17 protein-coding genes are annotated in these 17,272 nt (G+C 74.1%); 13 read left to right on the top strand and 4 right to left on the bottom strand.

What is annotated here, in order from left to right; all coding sequences use genetic code 11:
* Position 1: 1 nt before the first annotated feature.
* Entirely contained in the window at positions 2-310 is a 309-nt protein-coding gene (locus tag CFP66_RS12840; protein WP_094923367.1) for a hypothetical protein, read from the bottom strand.
* 88 nt (positions 311-398) lie between these two features.
* The gene (locus CFP66_RS48540) at positions 399-539 is read right to left on the bottom strand and encodes a hypothetical protein (protein ID WP_198961417.1); all 141 of its coding nucleotides are present in this window, start codon (positions 537-539) and stop codon (positions 399-401) included.
* A 231-nt stretch (positions 540-770) separates the two neighbouring features.
* Here CFP66_RS48540 and CFP66_RS12835 point away from each other — a divergent pair, with 231 nt between their 5' ends.
* From CFP66_RS12835 to CFP66_RS12775, 13 genes are all read left to right on the top strand, one after another.
* Complete coding sequence (locus CFP66_RS12835) at positions 771-1,553, top strand: electron transfer flavoprotein subunit beta/FixA family protein (protein WP_094923365.1); 783 nt, start codon at positions 771-773, stop codon at positions 1,551-1,553.
* A 33-nt stretch (positions 1,554-1,586) separates the two neighbouring features.
* Complete coding sequence (locus CFP66_RS12830) at positions 1,587-2,534, top strand: electron transfer flavoprotein subunit alpha/FixB family protein (protein WP_094923364.1); 948 nt, start codon at positions 1,587-1,589, stop codon at positions 2,532-2,534.
* A gap of 115 nt (positions 2,535-2,649) precedes the next feature.
* Positions 2,650-2,889, top strand: coding sequence for a hypothetical protein (locus tag CFP66_RS12825; protein WP_094923362.1), 240 nt, complete (start codon positions 2,650-2,652; stop codon positions 2,887-2,889).
* Positions 2,890-2,991: 102 nt separating this feature from the next.
* The gene (locus CFP66_RS12820; RefSeq protein ID WP_094923870.1) at positions 2,992-3,756 is read left to right on the top strand and encodes a GNAT family N-acetyltransferase; all 765 of its coding nucleotides are present in this window, start codon (positions 2,992-2,994) and stop codon (positions 3,754-3,756) included.
* A gap of 2 nt (positions 3,757-3,758) precedes the next feature.
* Positions 3,759-4,652 (top strand): 1-acyl-sn-glycerol-3-phosphate acyltransferase, encoded by an 894-nt coding sequence (locus CFP66_RS12815; RefSeq protein WP_094923360.1) that lies wholly within the window; start codon positions 3,759-3,761, stop codon positions 4,650-4,652.
* 85 nt (positions 4,653-4,737) lie between these two features.
* The gene (locus tag CFP66_RS12810) at positions 4,738-5,952 is read left to right on the top strand and encodes a cysteine desulfurase family protein (RefSeq protein WP_255413853.1); all 1,215 of its coding nucleotides are present in this window, start codon (positions 4,738-4,740) and stop codon (positions 5,950-5,952) included.
* The gene (gene mnmA, locus CFP66_RS12805; RefSeq protein ID WP_094923357.1) at positions 5,949-7,025 is read left to right on the top strand and encodes a tRNA 2-thiouridine(34) synthase MnmA; all 1,077 of its coding nucleotides are present in this window, start codon (positions 5,949-5,951) and stop codon (positions 7,023-7,025) included. The genes CFP66_RS12810 and mnmA overlap by 4 nt, the downstream gene beginning before the upstream one ends.
* Before the next feature lie 555 nt (positions 7,026-7,580).
* On the top strand, positions 7,581-8,618 hold the full coding sequence (locus CFP66_RS12800) for a methionine synthase (protein WP_233159410.1): 1,038 nt from the start codon (positions 7,581-7,583) through the stop codon (positions 8,616-8,618).
* Positions 8,619-8,640: 22 nt separating this feature from the next.
* Positions 8,641-10,323, top strand: coding sequence for a DUF1841 family protein (locus CFP66_RS12795; RefSeq protein ID WP_094923353.1), 1,683 nt, complete (start codon positions 8,641-8,643; stop codon positions 10,321-10,323).
* Positions 10,324-10,369: 46 nt separating this feature from the next.
* On the top strand, positions 10,370-12,703 hold the full coding sequence (gene ligA / locus CFP66_RS12790; RefSeq protein ID WP_233159380.1) for an NAD-dependent DNA ligase LigA: 2,334 nt from the start codon (positions 10,370-10,372) through the stop codon (positions 12,701-12,703).
* Between the two features lie 132 nt (positions 12,704-12,835).
* Complete coding sequence (locus CFP66_RS12785; protein ID WP_094923349.1) at positions 12,836-13,555, top strand: 3-keto-5-aminohexanoate cleavage protein; 720 nt, start codon at positions 12,836-12,838, stop codon at positions 13,553-13,555.
* A 187-nt stretch (positions 13,556-13,742) separates the two neighbouring features.
* On the top strand, positions 13,743-14,816 hold the full coding sequence (locus CFP66_RS12780; protein WP_094923347.1) for a ferredoxin reductase: 1,074 nt from the start codon (positions 13,743-13,745) through the stop codon (positions 14,814-14,816).
* Between the two features lie 8 nt (positions 14,817-14,824).
* On the top strand, positions 14,825-15,967 hold the full coding sequence (locus CFP66_RS12775) for an acyl-CoA desaturase (protein ID WP_094923345.1): 1,143 nt from the start codon (positions 14,825-14,827) through the stop codon (positions 15,965-15,967).
* Positions 15,968-16,045: 78 nt separating this feature from the next.
* On the opposite strand, the gene CFP66_RS12770 is transcribed toward CFP66_RS12775, so the two are convergent.
* Both CFP66_RS12770 and CFP66_RS12765 read right to left on the bottom strand, forming a co-directional pair.
* Positions 16,046-16,654, bottom strand: coding sequence for an ATPase (locus tag CFP66_RS12770; RefSeq protein WP_094923343.1), 609 nt, complete (start codon positions 16,652-16,654; stop codon positions 16,046-16,048).
* Positions 16,651-17,208, bottom strand: a complete 558-nt coding sequence (locus CFP66_RS12765; protein WP_094923342.1) for a peroxiredoxin-like family protein — start codon at positions 17,206-17,208, stop codon at positions 16,651-16,653. The genes CFP66_RS12770 and CFP66_RS12765 overlap by 4 nt, the downstream gene beginning before the upstream one ends.
* Positions 17,209-17,272: the final 64 nt, after the last annotated feature.

Here is a 17,272-nt window from a genome sequence, read left to right as displayed (position 1 = left end):
CCTAGCCTCCGGCCGTCCGCGGTCGCGGGCCGCCTCGGACCGACACCACGCCGCCGACGTCGTGGGTGAGCCAGGCCAGCACCGTGCTGTCCTCCAGCGTCAGCGGGACCCGCGGGCCCTGCCAGGTCAGCAGCGCCGTCGGCCGGTGGGCGAGCGCGTCGCGCAGGAGCGCGGCCAGTTCGGGTGTCGCCCGCACCGACAGTCCGCCGTGGTGGACCGCCTCGGTGGCCGACGTCCCGTCGGTGGCGTCCGCGCCGGTGCGCAGGACGTAGCCGCAGCCCTGCCGGTCGTCGTAGCCGGTGACGATCACCTCGGTCGTCCTGTCGTCGCGTGGGGCACGTCCCCGACCGTAGCGTCGAGCAGGGCTGCGCCTCGTCCGGTGTGGCGTCGGTGTGCGGTCAGCGGCGGCGCAGGCGCGCGAACAGGCCCCGGGCGCGCTCCCGGTTGCGGGGGTCGGCCGCCATGCGCCGACCCTGGTCGGTCATCCGCCTGCCCTGGGGGCTGGCGAGGAAGGCACGGATGCGCTGGAGAAGAGGCATTCGCCGGAATACCCTCCGTGGTGGGCGTTCACACCGCCTGCACCGCAGGTGAGGAGTTTCACCTGCGGAGCCGTTTGCTGGATGGCTACCCCCCGGTAACAATTGCCCGAAACGGGCGCCCGCCGGGCCGAGCCGCAACCCCGATGGCATTGTCGGCGGACGGGCGCCGTGCCCAGCGTCCGAGAGACCCACCGCGGCAGGTCCGCACCGGCAGGAGGTCGAAGAGGTCCGATGAACATCGTCGTGCTGGTCAAGCAGGTGCCCGACACGTATTCGGAGCGGAAGCTGAGGTCCGACGGCACGTTGGACCGCGACGCCACCGACTCGGTGCTCGACGAGATCAACGAGCGTGCGGTGGAGGCAGCGCTGCAGCTGAAAGAGGCCCACGACGGGTCCGAGGTGACCGTCCTCACGATGGGTCCCGACCGCGCCACGGACGCGATCCGCAAGGCCCTGTCGATGGGTGCGGACAAGGCGGTGCACCTCTCCGACGAGGCGCTGGCCGGGTCGTGCGCGGTGCAGACGGCGCGCGCGTTGGCGAAGGCGATCGGCACGGTCGAGGGCGTGGACCTCGTGGTGGCCGGCAACGAGGCCTCCGACGGTCGCGGCGGCGCCGTGCCGGCGATGGTGGCCGACGTGCTGGGACTGCCGGCACTGACGCACGCCCGCGAGATCACCGTGGACGGTTCCTCGATCACGGTGAAGCGCGAGACCGACGACGGCGTCACGATCCTGACTGCCGAGTTGCCCGCCGTGGTGAGCGTGGGTGAGAAGATCAACGAGCCGCGGTACCCGTCGTTCAAGGGGATCATGGCGGCGAAGAAGAAGCCGGTGGCGACGATCGGCCTGGCCGACGCCGGCATCGACGCCTCCGAGGTCGGCCTGGCCGCCGCGCTGTCGACCGTCACGTCCTCGCAGCCCAAGCCGCCCAAGAGCGCGGGCGAGAAGGTCGAGGACGAGGGTGACGGCGGCTCGAAGATCGCCGCCTACCTGGTGTCGCAGAAGCTCATCTGAGACGGATCGACGAGAGAGTTAGGAGACAGACCCATGGCTGAGGTGCTGGTCCTCGTCGACCACCTCGAGGGTGAGATCAAGAAGAGCACGTTCGAGCTGCTGACCGCGGCGCGTGCGCTGGGTGAGCCGTCCGCCGTCGTCGTCGGGCCCGCGGGCACGGCGGGCAAGCTGGCCGACGGCCTGAAGGAGTACGGCGCGGCGAAGATCTACGTCGCGGAGACCGACTCGGGCGAGTTCCTCTCGCCCGAGGTGTCGGTGCTGTCGTCGCTGGTGGAGTCGAAAGACCCGGCGGCGGTGCTGATCGCGGTGTCCGCGGACGGCAAGGAGATCGCCGGCCGGGTTGCCGTGCGCACCGGCTCCGGGCTGCTGGGCGACGTCGTCGCCGTGACCCCGGAGGGGGCCACGCACTCGGTGTTCGGCGGTGCGTTCATCGCCGAGGCGAAGGCGAACACCGCTCACCCGGTGATCACGGTGCGGCCGGGTTCGGTCGACGCCGAGGCGGCGCCGGGTGCGGGCGCGGAGGAGACGGTGGAGGTGGCCGCCGCCGGTGGGCGCTCGGCCGCCGTCTCGAGCCGGGAGCCGATCACCGGTGGTGACCGCCCGGAGCTGACCGAGGCGTCCGTGGTCGTGTCCGGCGGCCGTGGTGTCGGCTCGGCGGAGGACTTCTCGGTGGTCGAGGCGCTGGCCGATTCGCTCGGCGCGGCGGTCGGCGCGTCGCGCGCGGCCGTGGACTCGGGCTACTACCCGCACCAGTTCCAGGTGGGTCAGACCGGCAAGACGGTCTCCCCGCAGGTGTACATCGCGCTGGGCATCTCCGGCGCCATCCAGCACCGGGCCGGGATGCAGACGTCGAAGACGATCATCGCGGTGAACAAGGACGCGGAGGCGCCGATCTTCGAGATCGCCGACTACGGCGTGGTGGGCGACCTGTTCAAGGTCGCCCCTCAGCTGCAGGAGGAAGTCGCCAAGCGCAAGGGCTGAGCGCAGCCTCCGACGTGCCCCGGGCGGCCAGGCCGCCCGGGGCACGCGGCTGTCCCGGCGTCCCCGACGCGACTATGTTCGGTTCGGGTGCGGTGCCGGCGGGGGGCGGGCGGAAATGGCGTTCAGGACGGCGTTGACCGCCGCTCTCGCGGTGGTCGCCGGCGCCTCGGTGGCCCTGCTGCTGGTGGGCTTCTTCGCGCGAGTGACGATCGATCTGCCCGGGGTCCTCGAGCTCACGTTCGACGCGGACGGGCCACCCGGGATCGAGCTCTGGTTCAACCTGCTCGTGCCACTCGCGCTGGTGCCCGTGCTCTCGGCGGTCTTCTGGCTGGGCGGGCGCGCAGTTCGTTCCTGACCCGTCTCGGGCTCCGGCCGGGCGGCGGAGTTCATCCGCCTGCCACCCGGTCGTCGATGCATCCGGGTACGGGTGTTGCCTGCGGCCCGTACCAAGACCCGCGTGACCTCGACGCAGGTGCTTGCCCGGACGTCGCAGTCGGCGTCGTCCCACCGCTACTCCCTCCTGCTCACCTCCGATCCCGACGAGGTGCGCGCGGCCCAGCGGCTGCGCCACCAGGTCTTCGCCGACGAGCTCGGCGCGGTCCTGCACTCCCCGGAACCCGGCCTCGACATCGACCCCTTCGACGCGTTCTGCGACCACCTCCTGGTCCGGGAGGAGGCCGGCGGCGAGATCGTCGGCACCTACCGGATGTTGCCGCCCTCGGGTGCGGCGCGTGCGGGCCGGCTGTACGCCGACGGCGAGTTCGTGCTGGACGAGCTCGCGCCGCTGCGCCCGTCGATGGTGGAGACCGGGCGCTCGTGCGTGCACCCGGAGCACCGCAACGGTGCCGTCGTCGGCCTGGTGTGGGCCGGCATCGCCCGCTACATGCTGCTCACCGGTCACCGCTGGCTCGTCGGGTGCGCGAGCGTCCCGCTCGCCGACGGCGGGGCGGCTGCCGGCACCGTGTGGGACCGCGCGCTGGCCCGGCACCTGTCGCCCGAGCCCTACCGGGTGCAGCCGCGGCTGCCGTGGCGCCCGCCCGTGCTGCGCAGGCCCGGCCGGGCCGCGATCCCCCCGCTGGTGCAGGGCTACCTGCGCCTCGGCGCCTGGGTCTGCGGGCCGCCGGCGCTGGACCCCGACTTCGACTGCGCCGACTTCCTGATCCTGCTGGGCCTGGACCACCTCGACGAGCGGTACGCGCGCTTCTTCCTCGGCGGGGCGTAGCGGTGGCGGTCGCACTCGTACGGCGGACCGTGCCGGCCCGGGCGGGCACGGTGTCGGCGCACCCGGCGCCGCCGTCGGGGTGGATGCCCGCATCCCCGTGCGGCCCGGACTGCCTGTCCGACGACCGCGGCCCGGCCAGGTCGGTGTGGGTCGTGGCGGCCCGGCTCGTCGGGCTGGCGGCGGTGCTGGTGGCCACCCTCGTCGGGGTCGCAGTGCTGCCCGCGGCCACCCGCGCGCGCTGGCTCTGCAGCTGCTGCCGCGCCGTGCTGCGGTGCAGCGGTGTGCGGGTGCGCGTCACGGGGGAGCTCGGCACGGGCGGGGAGCTGCTGGCCGTCAACCACCTGTCCTGGATCGAGGTGCTCGCGGTGGCGTCGCTGCGCCCGGTGCGCCCCGTGGCGAAGCGGGAGATGAGCGACTGGCCGGTGATCGGTGCCGTCGCGCGTCGCGCCGGTGCGCTGTTCGTGGACCGGGCCGGGCTGCGCGGGCTGCCGGACACGGTCGGCGCGACGGCCGCTGCCCTGCGCGCCGGCGCGGACGTCGCCGTGTACCCCGAGGGCACCACGTGGTGCGGCGCCGCGGCCGGCCCGTTCCGGCGGGCGGTGTTCCAGGCCGCGATCGACGCCGGTGCCCCGGTGCGGCCGGTGGCCGCCGTCCTGCGCGGGCCGGACGGCACGCGCGCCCCGGCCGCCACGTTCATCGGGGAGCAGACGTTGGGGGACTCGCTAATGCAGGTGCTGCGGATGCCGACCCTGCACTGCGAGCTGACGATCCTGCCGGCGCTGCCGCCCTCTGCCGACCGCCGCGAGCTGGCCCGGGGAGCGGGCGAGGCGGTCGCGGCGGTGACCGGCGTTCCGCACCCGGCGGCGCGCCGCGTCCGAGCAAGGGTCGCGGCCTGACGTCGGAGCCCGTGCTCGACGCCACCGCGGCCGGGTCGCCGCGGCCGGGCGACTATCCTTGCCCGGAGCCGATCGAGTTGAGGAGGTGGCCGCCACGAGTGCGACCTACCTCGACCACGCCGCCACCACGCCGATGCTCCCCGAGGCCGTGGCGGCGATGGCAGAGGCACTGTCCCGCACCGGCAACGCGTCCTCGCTGCACACAGCGGGGCGCCGCGCCCGTCGCGACGTCGAGGAGGCGCGCGAGCGGATCGCCGCCGCGGTCGGCGCGCGCCCGTCGGAGGTCGTGCTCACCACCGGCGGCACCGAGAGCGACAACCTGGCCGTCAAGGGCCTCTACTGGTCGCGCCGCGCGGCCGACGCACGGCGCACCCGCGTGCTGGTGTCGGCGATCGAGCACCACGCCGTGCTCGACGCGGCGCAGTGGCTCGCCGCGCACGAGGGCGCCGAGGTCGAGCTGCTGGACGTCGACGACGTCGGCCGCGTCCGGCCGGAGACGCTGCGCGCCGCGCTGGCCCGCGAGCCCGAGCGCGTCGCGTTGGTGTCGGTGATGTGGGCCAACAACGAGGTCGGCACGGTCAATCCGGTGCGCGAGCTCGCGGCCATCGCCCACGAGTTCGGCGTCCCGTTGCACAGCGACGCCGTGCAGGCCGTCGGCGTGCTCGGCGTCGGCTTCGCCGCGTGCGGCGCCGACGCGCTCACCCTCACCGGCCACAAGCTCGGCGGCCCGATCGGGGCGGGTGCGCTGCTGCTGGGGCGCGAGGTGGCGCTCACGCCGCTGCTGCACGGGGGCGGTCAGGAGCGCGACGTGCGGTCCGGCACGCTCGACACCCCCGCTGTGGTGGGCCTGGCCACGGCCGTGGAGCTCGCGGTGGCCGACGCGCCGCGCAAGTCCACCGCCCTCGCCGCGCTGCGCGACGACCTGGTCGCGAAGATCCTGGCGGCGGTCCCGGAGGCCACGCTCAACGGCGACCCGGGCACCGGGGTCGTCGAGGGCGGGGCCTCGCGGCTGCCCGGCAATGCCCACCTGTCCTTCCCCGGGTGCGAGGGCGACAGCCTGCTCATGCTGCTCGACGCGCAGGGCGTGGAGTGCTCCACCGGCTCGGCGTGCACGGCAGGCGTGGCGCAGCCCAGCCACGTGCTCCTCGCGATGGGCGCCGACGAGGCCACGGCGCGCGGCTCGCTGCGGTTCTCCCTCGGGCACACCTCCACCGCCGCAGACGTCGACGCGGTCGCCGCCGTGATCGCGCCGGTGGTCGAGCGCGCCCGCCGCGCGGGGCAGGCGGCGTTGGCACGATGAGGGTTCTGGCCGCGATGAGCGGTGGCGTCGACTCGGCGGTGGCTGCGGCGCGCGCCGTCGACGCCGGGCACGACGTCGTCGGCGTGCACCTCGCGCTGTCGCAGACCCCGGACGCGCTGCGCAGCGGCTCGCGCGGCTGCTGCTCGCGGGAGGACGCGGGCGACGCCCGCCGCGCCGCCGACGTGCTCGGCATCCCGTTCTACGTGTGGGACTTCGCCGCCCGGTTCACCGAGGACGTGGTGGACGACTTCGTCGCCGCCTACGCCGCGGGTCAGACGCCGAACCCGTGCCTGCGGTGCAACGAGAAGATCAAGTTCTCCGCGCTGCTGGAGAAGGCGCTCGCGCTGGGCTTCGACGCGGTCTGCACCGGGCACTACGCGCAGTTGGTCGGCGGGGAGCTGCGCCGGGCCGTCGACGCCGACAAGGACCAGTCCTACGTGCTCGCCGTGCTCACCGCGCACCAGCTCGCGCACGCGATGTTCCCGATCGGCGACACCCCGAAGCCGGACGTGCGCGCCGAGGCCGCCGAGCGCGGGCTGCGCGTGGCCGAGAAGCCCGACAGCCACGACATCTGCTTCATCCCCTCCGGCGACACCCGCACCTTCCTCGGCAGCAGGCTCGGCGTGCGCCCCGGCGCCGTCGTCGACGCCGACACCGGCGCCGAGCTCGCCCGCCACGACGGCGTGCACGGGTTCACCGTCGGGCAGCGCAAGGGCCTCGGCGTCGACGCCCCCGCCGCCGACGGCCGGCCGCGCTACGTGCTCGGCATCGAGCCCGCCACCGGCACGGTGCGGGTGGGCCCGGCCGCGGCGCTCGACGTCCGCACGATCGAGGCGGGCCGGCCGGTGTGGAGCGCGGGCAGCGCTCCCGGTCCCCGGTTCGACTGCGTGGCGCAGGTCCGCGCCCACGGCGGCATCGCCCCGGCCGTCGCAGAGCCGGCCCCCGACGGCTTGCGCGTCGAGCTCGCAGAGCCGTTGCGCGGCGTCGCCCCGGGCCAGGCCGTAGCCCTCTACCGCCCCGACGCGGACGGCGACGTGGTGCTGGGCAGCGCCACGATCACTGCGGCCGCGTAGCGCGACTCGCGCTTCCCACAGCGCGACTCGCGGGTGTTGCAGCGCGACTCGCGGGTATGGGCGCGCGACTCGCGGGTGGGGGCGCGCGACTCGCGGACGTGCTGCGTCCCTTCCGCGAGTCGGGCGCAGGAGCTCGCGAGTCGGGGTCTGGGTGCGTGGGTGTCGCGCTCCGCGACGCCGCGGCCGTGATCCGTCCGAGCCGTCGGTGATGGTCGCGCTCCCGACCGTGTCGTGCGGCTGGCAGCAATCATGTGCCTGAGATCGCCTCGAGCGGCACTTAAGCGTTGCCAGCGCCGCCCTGGTGTACGGCTCGGGTGGATCACGGCGCGGCCGCTGCCGGTTTCGACGCCCGCACGTTCGTACGACGCCCGTGTGCTTCTCGCGGGGATGGGCTCTCCCGGGCGGGGGGAGCGGGCACGGCGGTGGTAGACAGCGGCCGTGAGTACCGATCCGCTCGAGGCCGCGCTCGCCGCGGCCGGCCTGGCCGGCGCCTCCCCAGGGGAGACGGTGGGGGGCGGCGCGTTCGCCGTTCCCGCAGGGGCGGGCGACGACGTCGTGGCCGCGCCGCCCGCCCGGTGGTCGGACGGTGCGGCCACCGGCGTGGGTTCCCTGCCCGGCACCGATCCGCGCGAGGTGGCGGCCACCGTCGTCGGCGAGCTGCCGCTGCTGCCGCACCTGCCCGAGCTGCCGGCCCGGGGTGTCGGGGCGGACATGATCGGCCGGACGGCCGGGCTGCTCGTCGACATCGCCGTCGAGGTGGTGCCCACCGGCTACCGGGTCACGGCGCGCCCCGGCGTCGACCACCGCAGGGCCGTCGACCTGCTGCGCGCCGACCTCGACGCCCTCGACGAGGCATGCGACACCGCGCGCCCGGAATGGGTCAAGGTGCAGGCGGCCGGGCCGTGGACGCTGGCCGCGGCGGTGGAGCTGCACAGCGGGCACCGTGTGCTGACCGACCCCGGTGCGGTCCGGGAGTTCACGGCCAGCCTCCAGGAGGGGCTGCGCACGCACGTCGCCGAGGTGGCGGCGCGCACCGGCGCGCAGGTCCTCGTCCAGCTCGACGAGCCGACTCTGCCCGCGGTGCTCGCCGGCGTGCTGCCCACCGCGTCGGGGTACGGCACCGTGCGCGCCGTGGGCCGCAACGAGGCGCAGGACGCCCTGCGCGACCTCGTCACGGCCCTGGGGGTACCGGTGGTGGTGCACTGCTGCGCCGACCGGCCGCCGGTGCGGCTGCTCGCCGGCGCCGGGGTCGCCGGTGTCGGGATCGACGCCACCCTGCCCGCCTTCCACGGCGAGACGGCGCTGCCGGCGGCGCTCGACGCGCTCGGCGAGGTCTGGGACGGTGGCACGCCGCTGCTGCTCGGCCTCGTCCCGGCCCGCGAGCCCACCGCGCCGCCGCGGTTGCGCGATCTCGCGCGCCCCGCGTTCGACCTGGCCGACCGGCTCGGTTTCGACCGCTCCCGCCTCGGGGCCCTCGCCGTGCCCACCCCCACCTGCGGGCTCGCCGGCGCGACACCCACATGGGCGCGGCGGGCGATGGAGCTCGCCCGCGAGCTGGGCCAGGCCTTCGTGGACCCACCCGAGCAGTGGTGACACGGTCTGGCACGGTGACCGCGTGAGCCCGCAGAGCAAGGGACGGAAGCGCAAGAAGTCGGCGGCGCGCGGCCGGAAGGGTGCACCGGGGTCGGACGTGCACGCCGACCGCATCCTCGCGGACGCCGTGCACGAGATGGCGGCCGCCACCGACGCGACGCAGGCCGAGCTGTACGTGTCGGTCCTGCTCGGCGCGTGGTGGGGGAAGGTGCTGGTCGACGCCGACCCGGAGGTCGTGTTCGGCGAGGAGCTCGTGGCGCGCGCGGCCCGCAAGCGGCTCCCCGGCGCGGTGGGGCTGCTGCGGGTGATCGCGGTCCTCGGCACGCAGCGGCAGCGGGAGCAGGCCGCTGCCGGCGCCGACGCGCTGGTCGCGGGCGGGGTGGACGAGCCGGCCTGGGTGCCGACGCTCGGCACCGAGCGCGCGGTCGAGGCGTGGGCCTACGGCGACGTCTACGGCGACCAGAGCACCGTGCTGCTCGTCGTCGAGCGCGGCGGGGCCCGTCACGCGCTGGTGGCACTGGTGGACCACACGGTCGGCGGGATGGTGGAGGAAGCGTTCTTCACCGAGGACCCGGACGCGGCGCGCGCGGACCTGCGTGACCTCGCGGACGAGCACTCCGTCGTCGAGCACGAGCTCTCCCTCGGTGACGCCGCGGCGGTGCTCGTGCCGGCGTTCGCCGTCATCGACAGCGCGGCGGAGCTCGCGCTCGAGCCGCCGGTGGGCGAGGAGTTCGCGGCATCCCGCGCCCTGGCCGCCGCCAGGTTGCGGTTGCTGCCCACCCCGGTGGAGCCGGTCCCCGCGCTCCCCGACGAAGCCTCGCGGGCGGCCGTCGTGGACGAGTTCCTGACCTCGCACGACCTCCCGCCCGGGGCGCGCGGATGCGCCGGGATGCTCGTCGAGTTCGGCGCCGCCGTCTCGCCCGCCCGGCCGCTGCGGATCGGGCCCGGGATGCTCGACCAGTTCCTCGACGAGACCCTGAACGACGGCCCGCCGGTGTCGCAGGAGGAACTGGAGGCGCTGCCCGAGACGCTGCGTGCCTGGGCGGACTGGGCGGGGCGACGAGCCGGCCTGCCCGAGGCCGCGCTCGCCGAGCTGGCGGACGAGGTCGACGACATGGTGGGTGCGATCGGGGGGCCGGGCGACGCCGATCCCGTCCCGTACGACGTGCCGGACGATGTCGTGGACGCCTACCTCGCCGGCCTCGATCTGGAGTCGCTGAACCCGCAGGACCTGCCCGACGTGCTCGCGCGCCGGATGTTCGCCGTCCCCGGCGTCGCGACCCGGATCGGCGACCAGGAGTTCTCGTTCCTGGACCCCGGCGACCCGGACGACCGCAGCGTGCTCATCAAGGGCGAGCACCCGGAGTACCACGAGGCGCTCGCGGACCCCGACACCGACACGGTCGAGGGGGTGAACCCGCGGCTGCACATCACGGTGCACGAGATCGTCGCCAACCAGCTGTGGGCCGACGATCCCCCGCAGGTCTGGCAGGCCGCCCGGCGCCTGCTCGCCACCGGTGCGGAGCGCCACGACGTGCTGCACGCGATCGCCGACGTGCTGGTGGAGCACCTGCACGGGCTGCTCACCGGGCAGGGCGACGGCGACGTGGCCCCCTACATCGCCGGGCTGGAGCAGCTCGGCCGCGGTCTCGACCCGGATCCCGTGGGGGAGGCCGACGTCATCCCGTTGCGCCGGAAGCGGTGACGCGCAGGTCCCGCAGCCTGTCGGGCCTCCTCGCTAACCTCTGCACGTGAGCCCTGACACCGAGGTGCGCGAACGGCACGCACGGCTGGCCGCGGAGGTGGCCGATCACCAGTTCCGCTACTACGTGCTCGATGCCCCCGCCGTCTCCGACGGCCAGTTCGACACGCTGTGGCGCGAGCTGGTGGAGCTGGAGGAGGCGCACCCCGAGCTGGTCACCCCGGAGTCGCCCACGCAGAAGGTGGGCAGCCGGTTCTCCACCGATTTCGTCGCCCACGACCACCTCGAGCGCATGCTCAGCCTCGACAACGCGTTCACGGCCGACGAGATGCGTGCCTGGGCCGAGCGGGTCACGCGCGAGGTGGGTGCGAGCACACTGCACTACCTCTGCGAGCTGAAGATCGACGGGCTCGCCGTCAACCTGCTGTACGAGAACGGCAGGCTCACCCGCGCCCTCACCCGCGGCGACGGGCGCACCGGCGAGGACATCACGCTCAACATGCGCACGCTGGAGGAGGTGCCCGACCGGCTCACCGGCACCGACGAGTTCCCGGTGCCCGCGCTGGTGGAGGTCCGCGGCGAGGTCTACTTCCGGCTGGAGGACTTCCAGGCGCTCAACGCGTCGCTGGTCGAGGCGGGCAAGCCGCCGTTCGCCAACCCCCGCAACACGGCCGCGGGCTCGCTGCGGCAGAAGGACCCCAAGGTCACGGGGTCGCGCAACCTGCGGCTGATCTGCCACGGGTTCGGCAAGCGCACCGGGTTCACCCTCGAACGCCAGTCCCAGGGCTACGACGCGCTGCGCGCCTGGGGTCTGCCGGTGTCGGAGCGCAGCGTGGTGCTCACCGGCGTCGCCGAGGTGCTCGCGCACGTCGAGCACTGGGGCGAACACCGCCACGACATCGAGCACGAGATCGACGGTGTCGTGGTCAAGGTCGACGAGGTCGCGCTGCAGCGGCGCCTGGGGTCCACCTCGCGTGCCCCGCGCTGGGCGATCGCGTTCAAGTATCCGCCGGAGGAGGCCACGACGAAGCTCCTCGACATCCAGGTCAACGTCGGGCGCACCGGCCGCGTCACCCCGTTCGCGCAGATGGAGCCGGTGGTCGTCGCCGGTTCCACGGTCGGGCTGGCCACCCTGCACAACGCGCAGGAGGTCAAGCGCAAGGGCGTGCTCATCGGCGACCGCGTCGTGATCCGCAAGGCCGGCGACGTCATCCCCGAGGTGCTCGGGCCGGTCGTCGAGTTGCGCGACGGCAGCGAGCGCGAGTTCGTCATGCCCACCCACTGCCCGGAGTGCGGCACCGCGCTGGCCCAGCAGAAGGCGGGCGACGTCGACCTGCGCTGCCCCAACGCCCGCTCCTGCCCCGCACAGCTGCGGGAGCGGCTGTTCCACGTGGCCGGCCGGGGTGCGTTCGACATCGAGGGCCTGGGTTACGAGGCCGCTACCGCGCTGCTCACCTCGGGTGTCGTGCAGGACGAGGGCGACGTCTTCGTGCTCACCGGGGAGGATCTGCTCCGGGTCGAGCTCTTCCGCAAGAAGGACGGTGAGCTGTCGGCCAACGGCCACCGCCTGCTCGCCAACCTCGACGCCGCGAAGGACCGCCCGCTGTGGCGGGTGCTCGTCGGCCTCTCGATCCGGCACGTCGGCCCCACCGCCGCGCAGGCGCTGGCCCGGGAGTTCCGGTCCATGGAGGCCATCGAGGCGGCGGCCGAGGAGGCCGCGCGGGCCACGGCCGAGGCCGGGCTGGCGATCACCTCCGACGGCAGCGCGGAGGACCCCGGCGAGGCCACCGCGCCCGCGGCGGTCGGGTCCGCAGCCGTCGCCGCGGCGAGCGAGGCGGAGCCGGCGGAGGATGCCGAGCCTGGGGCGGACGGCCACGCGGGGGAGCCCAGCGCGGAGGAACGCGCCGCGCAGGAGGAGCGGGCGGCGCGTGTCGCCGCGCGGGCGCAGGCGAAGGCGTTGGCGGCGGCGCTGGCCCCGATCGCCGGGGTCGAGGGTGTCGGCCCCACGATCGCGGCCGCCCTGCGCGACTGGTTCTCCGTCGACTGGCACCGCGAGGTCGTGCAGAAGTGGCGGGCCGCGGGCGTCCGGATGGTCGACGAGGCCGACGAGTCCGTGCCGCGCACCCTCGAAGGGCTGTCGATCGTCATCACCGGCTCCATGGAGGGCTTCTCCCGCGACGAGGCGAAGGAAGAGATCATGGCGCGCGGCGGGCGGGCGGCCGGTTCGGTGTCGAAGAAGACCGCGTTCGTCGTCGCGGGCGACGCTCCCGGGTCGAAGTACGACAAGGCCGTGGAGATCGGTGTTCCCGTGCTCGACGAGGCGGGTTTCCGCGTCCTGCTCGAACGCGGCCCGGACGCCGCCCGGGAGGCGGCCACGGCCTAGGCGCCCCTAGGTCCATACACGATCGTGGAGACCTCGAACACGTAGGATCTCGCCATAGAGGCGGTCTCCGCTCGGCCGCCGCGCAAGGCCACCGAGCGACGGATACCCTTTGCGGGGAATGGGGGTGTCGGCGTGCTGCAGGCGGTGTTGAACGGGTCGCGTCCCGCTGATGCGCACCCCGCGCTCCCCGTGATCGCCCGGCACCTGGCCCGCGACGCGCGCTCGGTGGCCGAGCTGGGCATCACCGCCGTCCACGTGCACCCGCGCGCCCCAGACGGCCAGGAGACCCTCGACCCGATCTACGTCGGCGACACGGTGGCGGCCATTCGCGCCCAGGTGCCCGGGATGGAGATCGGGGTCACCACGGGGCGGTGGATCCAGCCCGATCCGCGCAAGCGCATCGAGGCGGTCTACGCCTGGGGGCACCTGGGCGTCGGCAAGCCGGACGTGTGCTCGGTCAACGTGCACGAGAAGGGCTGGATCGACGTCTGCGCCGCGGCCCGCGCCGTTGGTATCGGTGTCGAGCTCGGGGTGTGGACGAGCGGTGACGCCGTCACGCTGCGCACCAACGGGGTCCCTCCGGGCACCACGCGGGTGCTCGCCGAGTCCACGGTGTCCGACCCGGAGACGGCGGTCGCCGAGGGCGTCCGCATCCTGCGTGCGCTCGGCACGCTGCCGGTGCCGGTGTTGATCCACGGCGAGGAGACGGGCGCGTGGCCCGTGCTCGAGTACGCCATGCGGATGGGCATCGATACCCGCATCGGCTTCGAGGACGTGCTCGTCACGCCCCGGGGCTGGCTCGCCACGGGCAACGACCACCTCGTCTCCGAGGCGTTGCGCATCCGCGTCTGATGTGTCCGGCGCAGGTGTCGACGAGACACGGCGCACGGCCGCACGGCGTGTGGGGGAGCCGGCTGACGGGTACGGCCGGGCACTTTCGATGCGCAGCCCGCAGTCTTTGGCATCCGCCACAGAATTGAGGGTTCCGCCGTGGCCGTGGCCGTGGCGTCTGTGCGTTGCGCGCAATACGGTCAGGCATATGGGAGTTCTGGCCGACCTTGGCAGACGGGCCCGCGTCGCCGCGGGCTGGTTCACCCAACCGCTCGTGCCCGACGATCTTCTCGGCACGCTCAACCCCGTGTGGTCCACCCGTGAGCCCCACGCGCGCGTGGTCGGCCTGCGGCGGGAGACCGCGGACACGACCACGCTGTTGCTGCGCACCGGCCCCGCGCGCACGACGCACCGGGCCGGTCAGTTCGTCGGGATCGGAACCCGGCTCGACGGCGTGTGGCACTGGCGTACCTACTCCGCGACCTCCTGCCCCTCGGACCCGTTGCTGGCCGTGACGGTCACGGCGATGCCCGGGGGCACCGTGTCGGGAGCGCTCGCCCACCGCACGCCCGTGGGCGCGCTGCTGCGGATCGGGCCGCCTGCGGGGGAGTTCGTGCTGCCCGACCCGGTGCCGGAGAAGCTGCTGTTCGTCACGGCGGGCAGCGGCGTCACACCCGTCATGGGGATGCTGCGCAACCTCGCGAACACCCGGCCCGACACCCTCGAGGGCGCCGTCGTCGTGCACTGCGACCGCACGCCCGCGGACCTGGTGTTCGGACTCGAACTGCGCGCGCTCGCGGCGGCCACCGGGCTGCGCCTCATCGAGCGGCACACGGCGGTCGAGGGGCGGCTCACGCCGGATGCACTCGCCGACGCCGTGCCCGACTGGGCCGCCCGGCAGACGTGGGCCTGTGGCCCCGCCGGGCTGCTGGACGCGCTGAGCGAGCGGTGGGAGCGCTTCGGCGACCCGGACGCCCTGCACATCGAGCGCTTCGTCGCGCCCACGCCGGCCTCGGACGCCGGGTCCGGTGGCCGCGTCACGTTCACCACCAGCGGGATCACGGCCGACGCCGGGCCGGGCACCCCGCTGCTCGCCGCGGGCGAGGCGGCAGGCGCACTGCTGCCCAACGGCTGCCGCATGGGCATCTGCCACACCTGCGTCGGGGCGCTGCGCTCCGGCGGGGTTGCCGACCTGCGCACCGGCGAGGTGCACGACACCCCAGGCCAGAGCGTCCGCACGTGCGTCTCCGGCGCCGCGGGCGACGTCGAGATCGAGCTGTAGGAGCGAACATGCCTGACACCCCCAGCGCCGCGGCGCACCTCACCGACGAGCAGGTCGAGGCGATCGGCGCGGAGCTCGACGCGATCCGCGCGGAGGTCGTCGACAGCCTCGGCGAGGCCGACGCCCGCTACATCCACCGCGTGATCGCGGTCCAGCGGGCCCTCGAGGTCGGCGGCCGCGGCATGCTGATCTTCTCGAAGTTCCCGCCTGCCTGGATCGCGGGCACCGCGGCGCTCTCGGTGGCCAAGATCCTCGACAACATGGAGATCGGGCACAACGTCCTGCACGGTCAGTGGGACTGGATGCGCGACCCGAAGGTCCACTCCACGACGTGGGAGTGGGACCACGCCACCCCCGCCGAGGCGTGGAAGCGGACGCACAACTACGAGCACCACACCTTCACCAACATCCGGGGCAAGGACCGCGACCTCGGGTACACGATCATGCGCATCACGCCGGAGCAGGAGTGGAAGCCCTCCAACCTGTTCCAGCCGCTCACCAACCTCGGCCTGTCGCTGATCTTCGAGTGGGGCATCGCGCTCTACGACCTCGAGTTCGACAAGGTCAAGGACGGCACGAAGACGCAGGCGGAGGCCAGGGCCGACCTGATGACGTTCTGGCGCAAGAGCCGCAAGCAGTTCGCGAAGGACTTCGTGCTGTTCCCGCTGCTGTCCGGCCCGGGCTTCCTGCAGACGGCGGCCGCGAACCTCACCGCCAACGTCGTGCGCAACGTCTGGTCGCACGCGGTGATCTTCTGCGGGCACTTCCCCGACGGCACCGAGACGTTCGAGGAGGAGCGGCTCGAGGGTGAGACGAAGGGGCAGTGGTACATCCGGCAGATGCTCGGCTCGGCCAACCTCTCCGGTAGCCCGCTGTTCCACATCATGACCGGCAACCTGAGCCACCAGATCGAGCACCACCTGTTCCCCGACGTCCCGAGCAACCGGTACGCGGAGATCGCGCCGAAGGTGCGGGAGATCTGCCGGCGCTACGGCCTCCCGTACACCACGGGCTCGCTGCCGCGCCAGTACGGCAAGGTGCTGCGCAAGATCGCCCGGCTGGCCTTCCCGGGTGGCGGCCCGAAGAACGAGGTCACCCCGCTCCCGGCCCGTCCGAAGCCCGTCGGCACCCCGATCCGCCTGGCCGGCTGACACCTACCCGCCGGTATCGGTTGCCCATGGCTGTGCACGCGACCATGGGCAACCGATACTCGTGAGTACCGGCTCCGCTCACGTCAGGCCGTGGTCCTCGGCGTAGACCTTGCGGCAGGACGGCGCGCAGAACGCGTGGGCGACCCCGTCGTGCGTGATCGTGAACCGGGCCGCGTCCCACTCGACCGGCATGCCGCAGACGGGGTCGATCGTGCTGCCCGCGGGAGCGACCCGGCGTTCGCCGGAGTCGCGGTAGCCCTGCGTCATGAGGCGGGTCATCTCGGTGCTCGTCGTGGTCGCGCCGAGCGTCCCGATGCAGTGCTCGCGCAGGCCGATGACCTGCACGATGCAGTGCGGTTCGCGGAGCAACCGGGTGGGGTCGGGCTCCGTGGCGGCGACGGCCTCGGTGATCAGCGGCACGACGTGGGCCCCGAACTCCCGGTCGCTCCACGATCCCGGCACGGTGAGCCGCACCAGGTAACGGGGCGCCGCGTCCGGCGTCGGGCCACCGGTGGCCCAGGTGCGCGGTTGCGCGACCAGCACGTGGACGAACTCGCGCATCCCCTCCATCGCCGCGTCGGGCGCCGCGTCCTCCGTGGTCAGCGCGCGCAGGACGCGGTCGCCGAGGTCGCGCTCGGCCTCGGCGGTGAGCGCCCGGCCGGTGACGAACACCTCCAGCGTCATCATGCGCGGTCACCCGCCGGCACGAGCGCGAGCAGCTCGTCGACCGACCACTGGTCGTCGAGGTGGGCGCCCTGCTTCTGGGCGAGCACCCGCCCGTCGGGGGCGATGAGGAAATCGGCGGGCAGGCCGAGGCGACCGTCCTGCGGGTGGGCCGGGCCGGCCGGTCGTCCGCGACGGCGGATCGCCCGCACCTCCTGCGTCACCGCCCGCGCGATCCCCGGCCAGCCGCGCGGGTCGAGCAGGGCCCGCGGCCCGTACTCCACGCCGAACTCCCGGTAGAGCGCGCGGCCGGGGTCGGCGACGACGTCGAGCGGCAGGTCCGCGGTGAAGGGGTGCAGCGCCTCGGCGCTCGAGTGGAACACCACGACCTCGCGGATGCCGGCGGCCACGACCTCGGCGTGCCGGAGGGCGAACGAGCGCAGGTGCAGGTTGCACACCGGGCACCCGGCGAACCGGCGGAACTGCAGGTGGACCACCCGGTCCGGGTGGGGCACCGGCACGCGGGCGCCGGCGACGGTGTCGAGGGTGCGGGCGGGGACGACGGTGGGAGGCGGCACGGCACGGGCTCCTTAGGTGTACGTAGTACGCGTACGACCAGTATGCGCGTACCTTGTACGCTGT

Source organism: Pseudonocardia sp. MH-G8, assembly GCF_002262885.1.
In the GTDB taxonomy this organism is placed as follows: Bacteria; Actinomycetota; Actinomycetes; order Mycobacteriales; family Pseudonocardiaceae; genus Pseudonocardia.
This window is presented reverse-complemented; position numbering and strand designations above follow the sequence as displayed.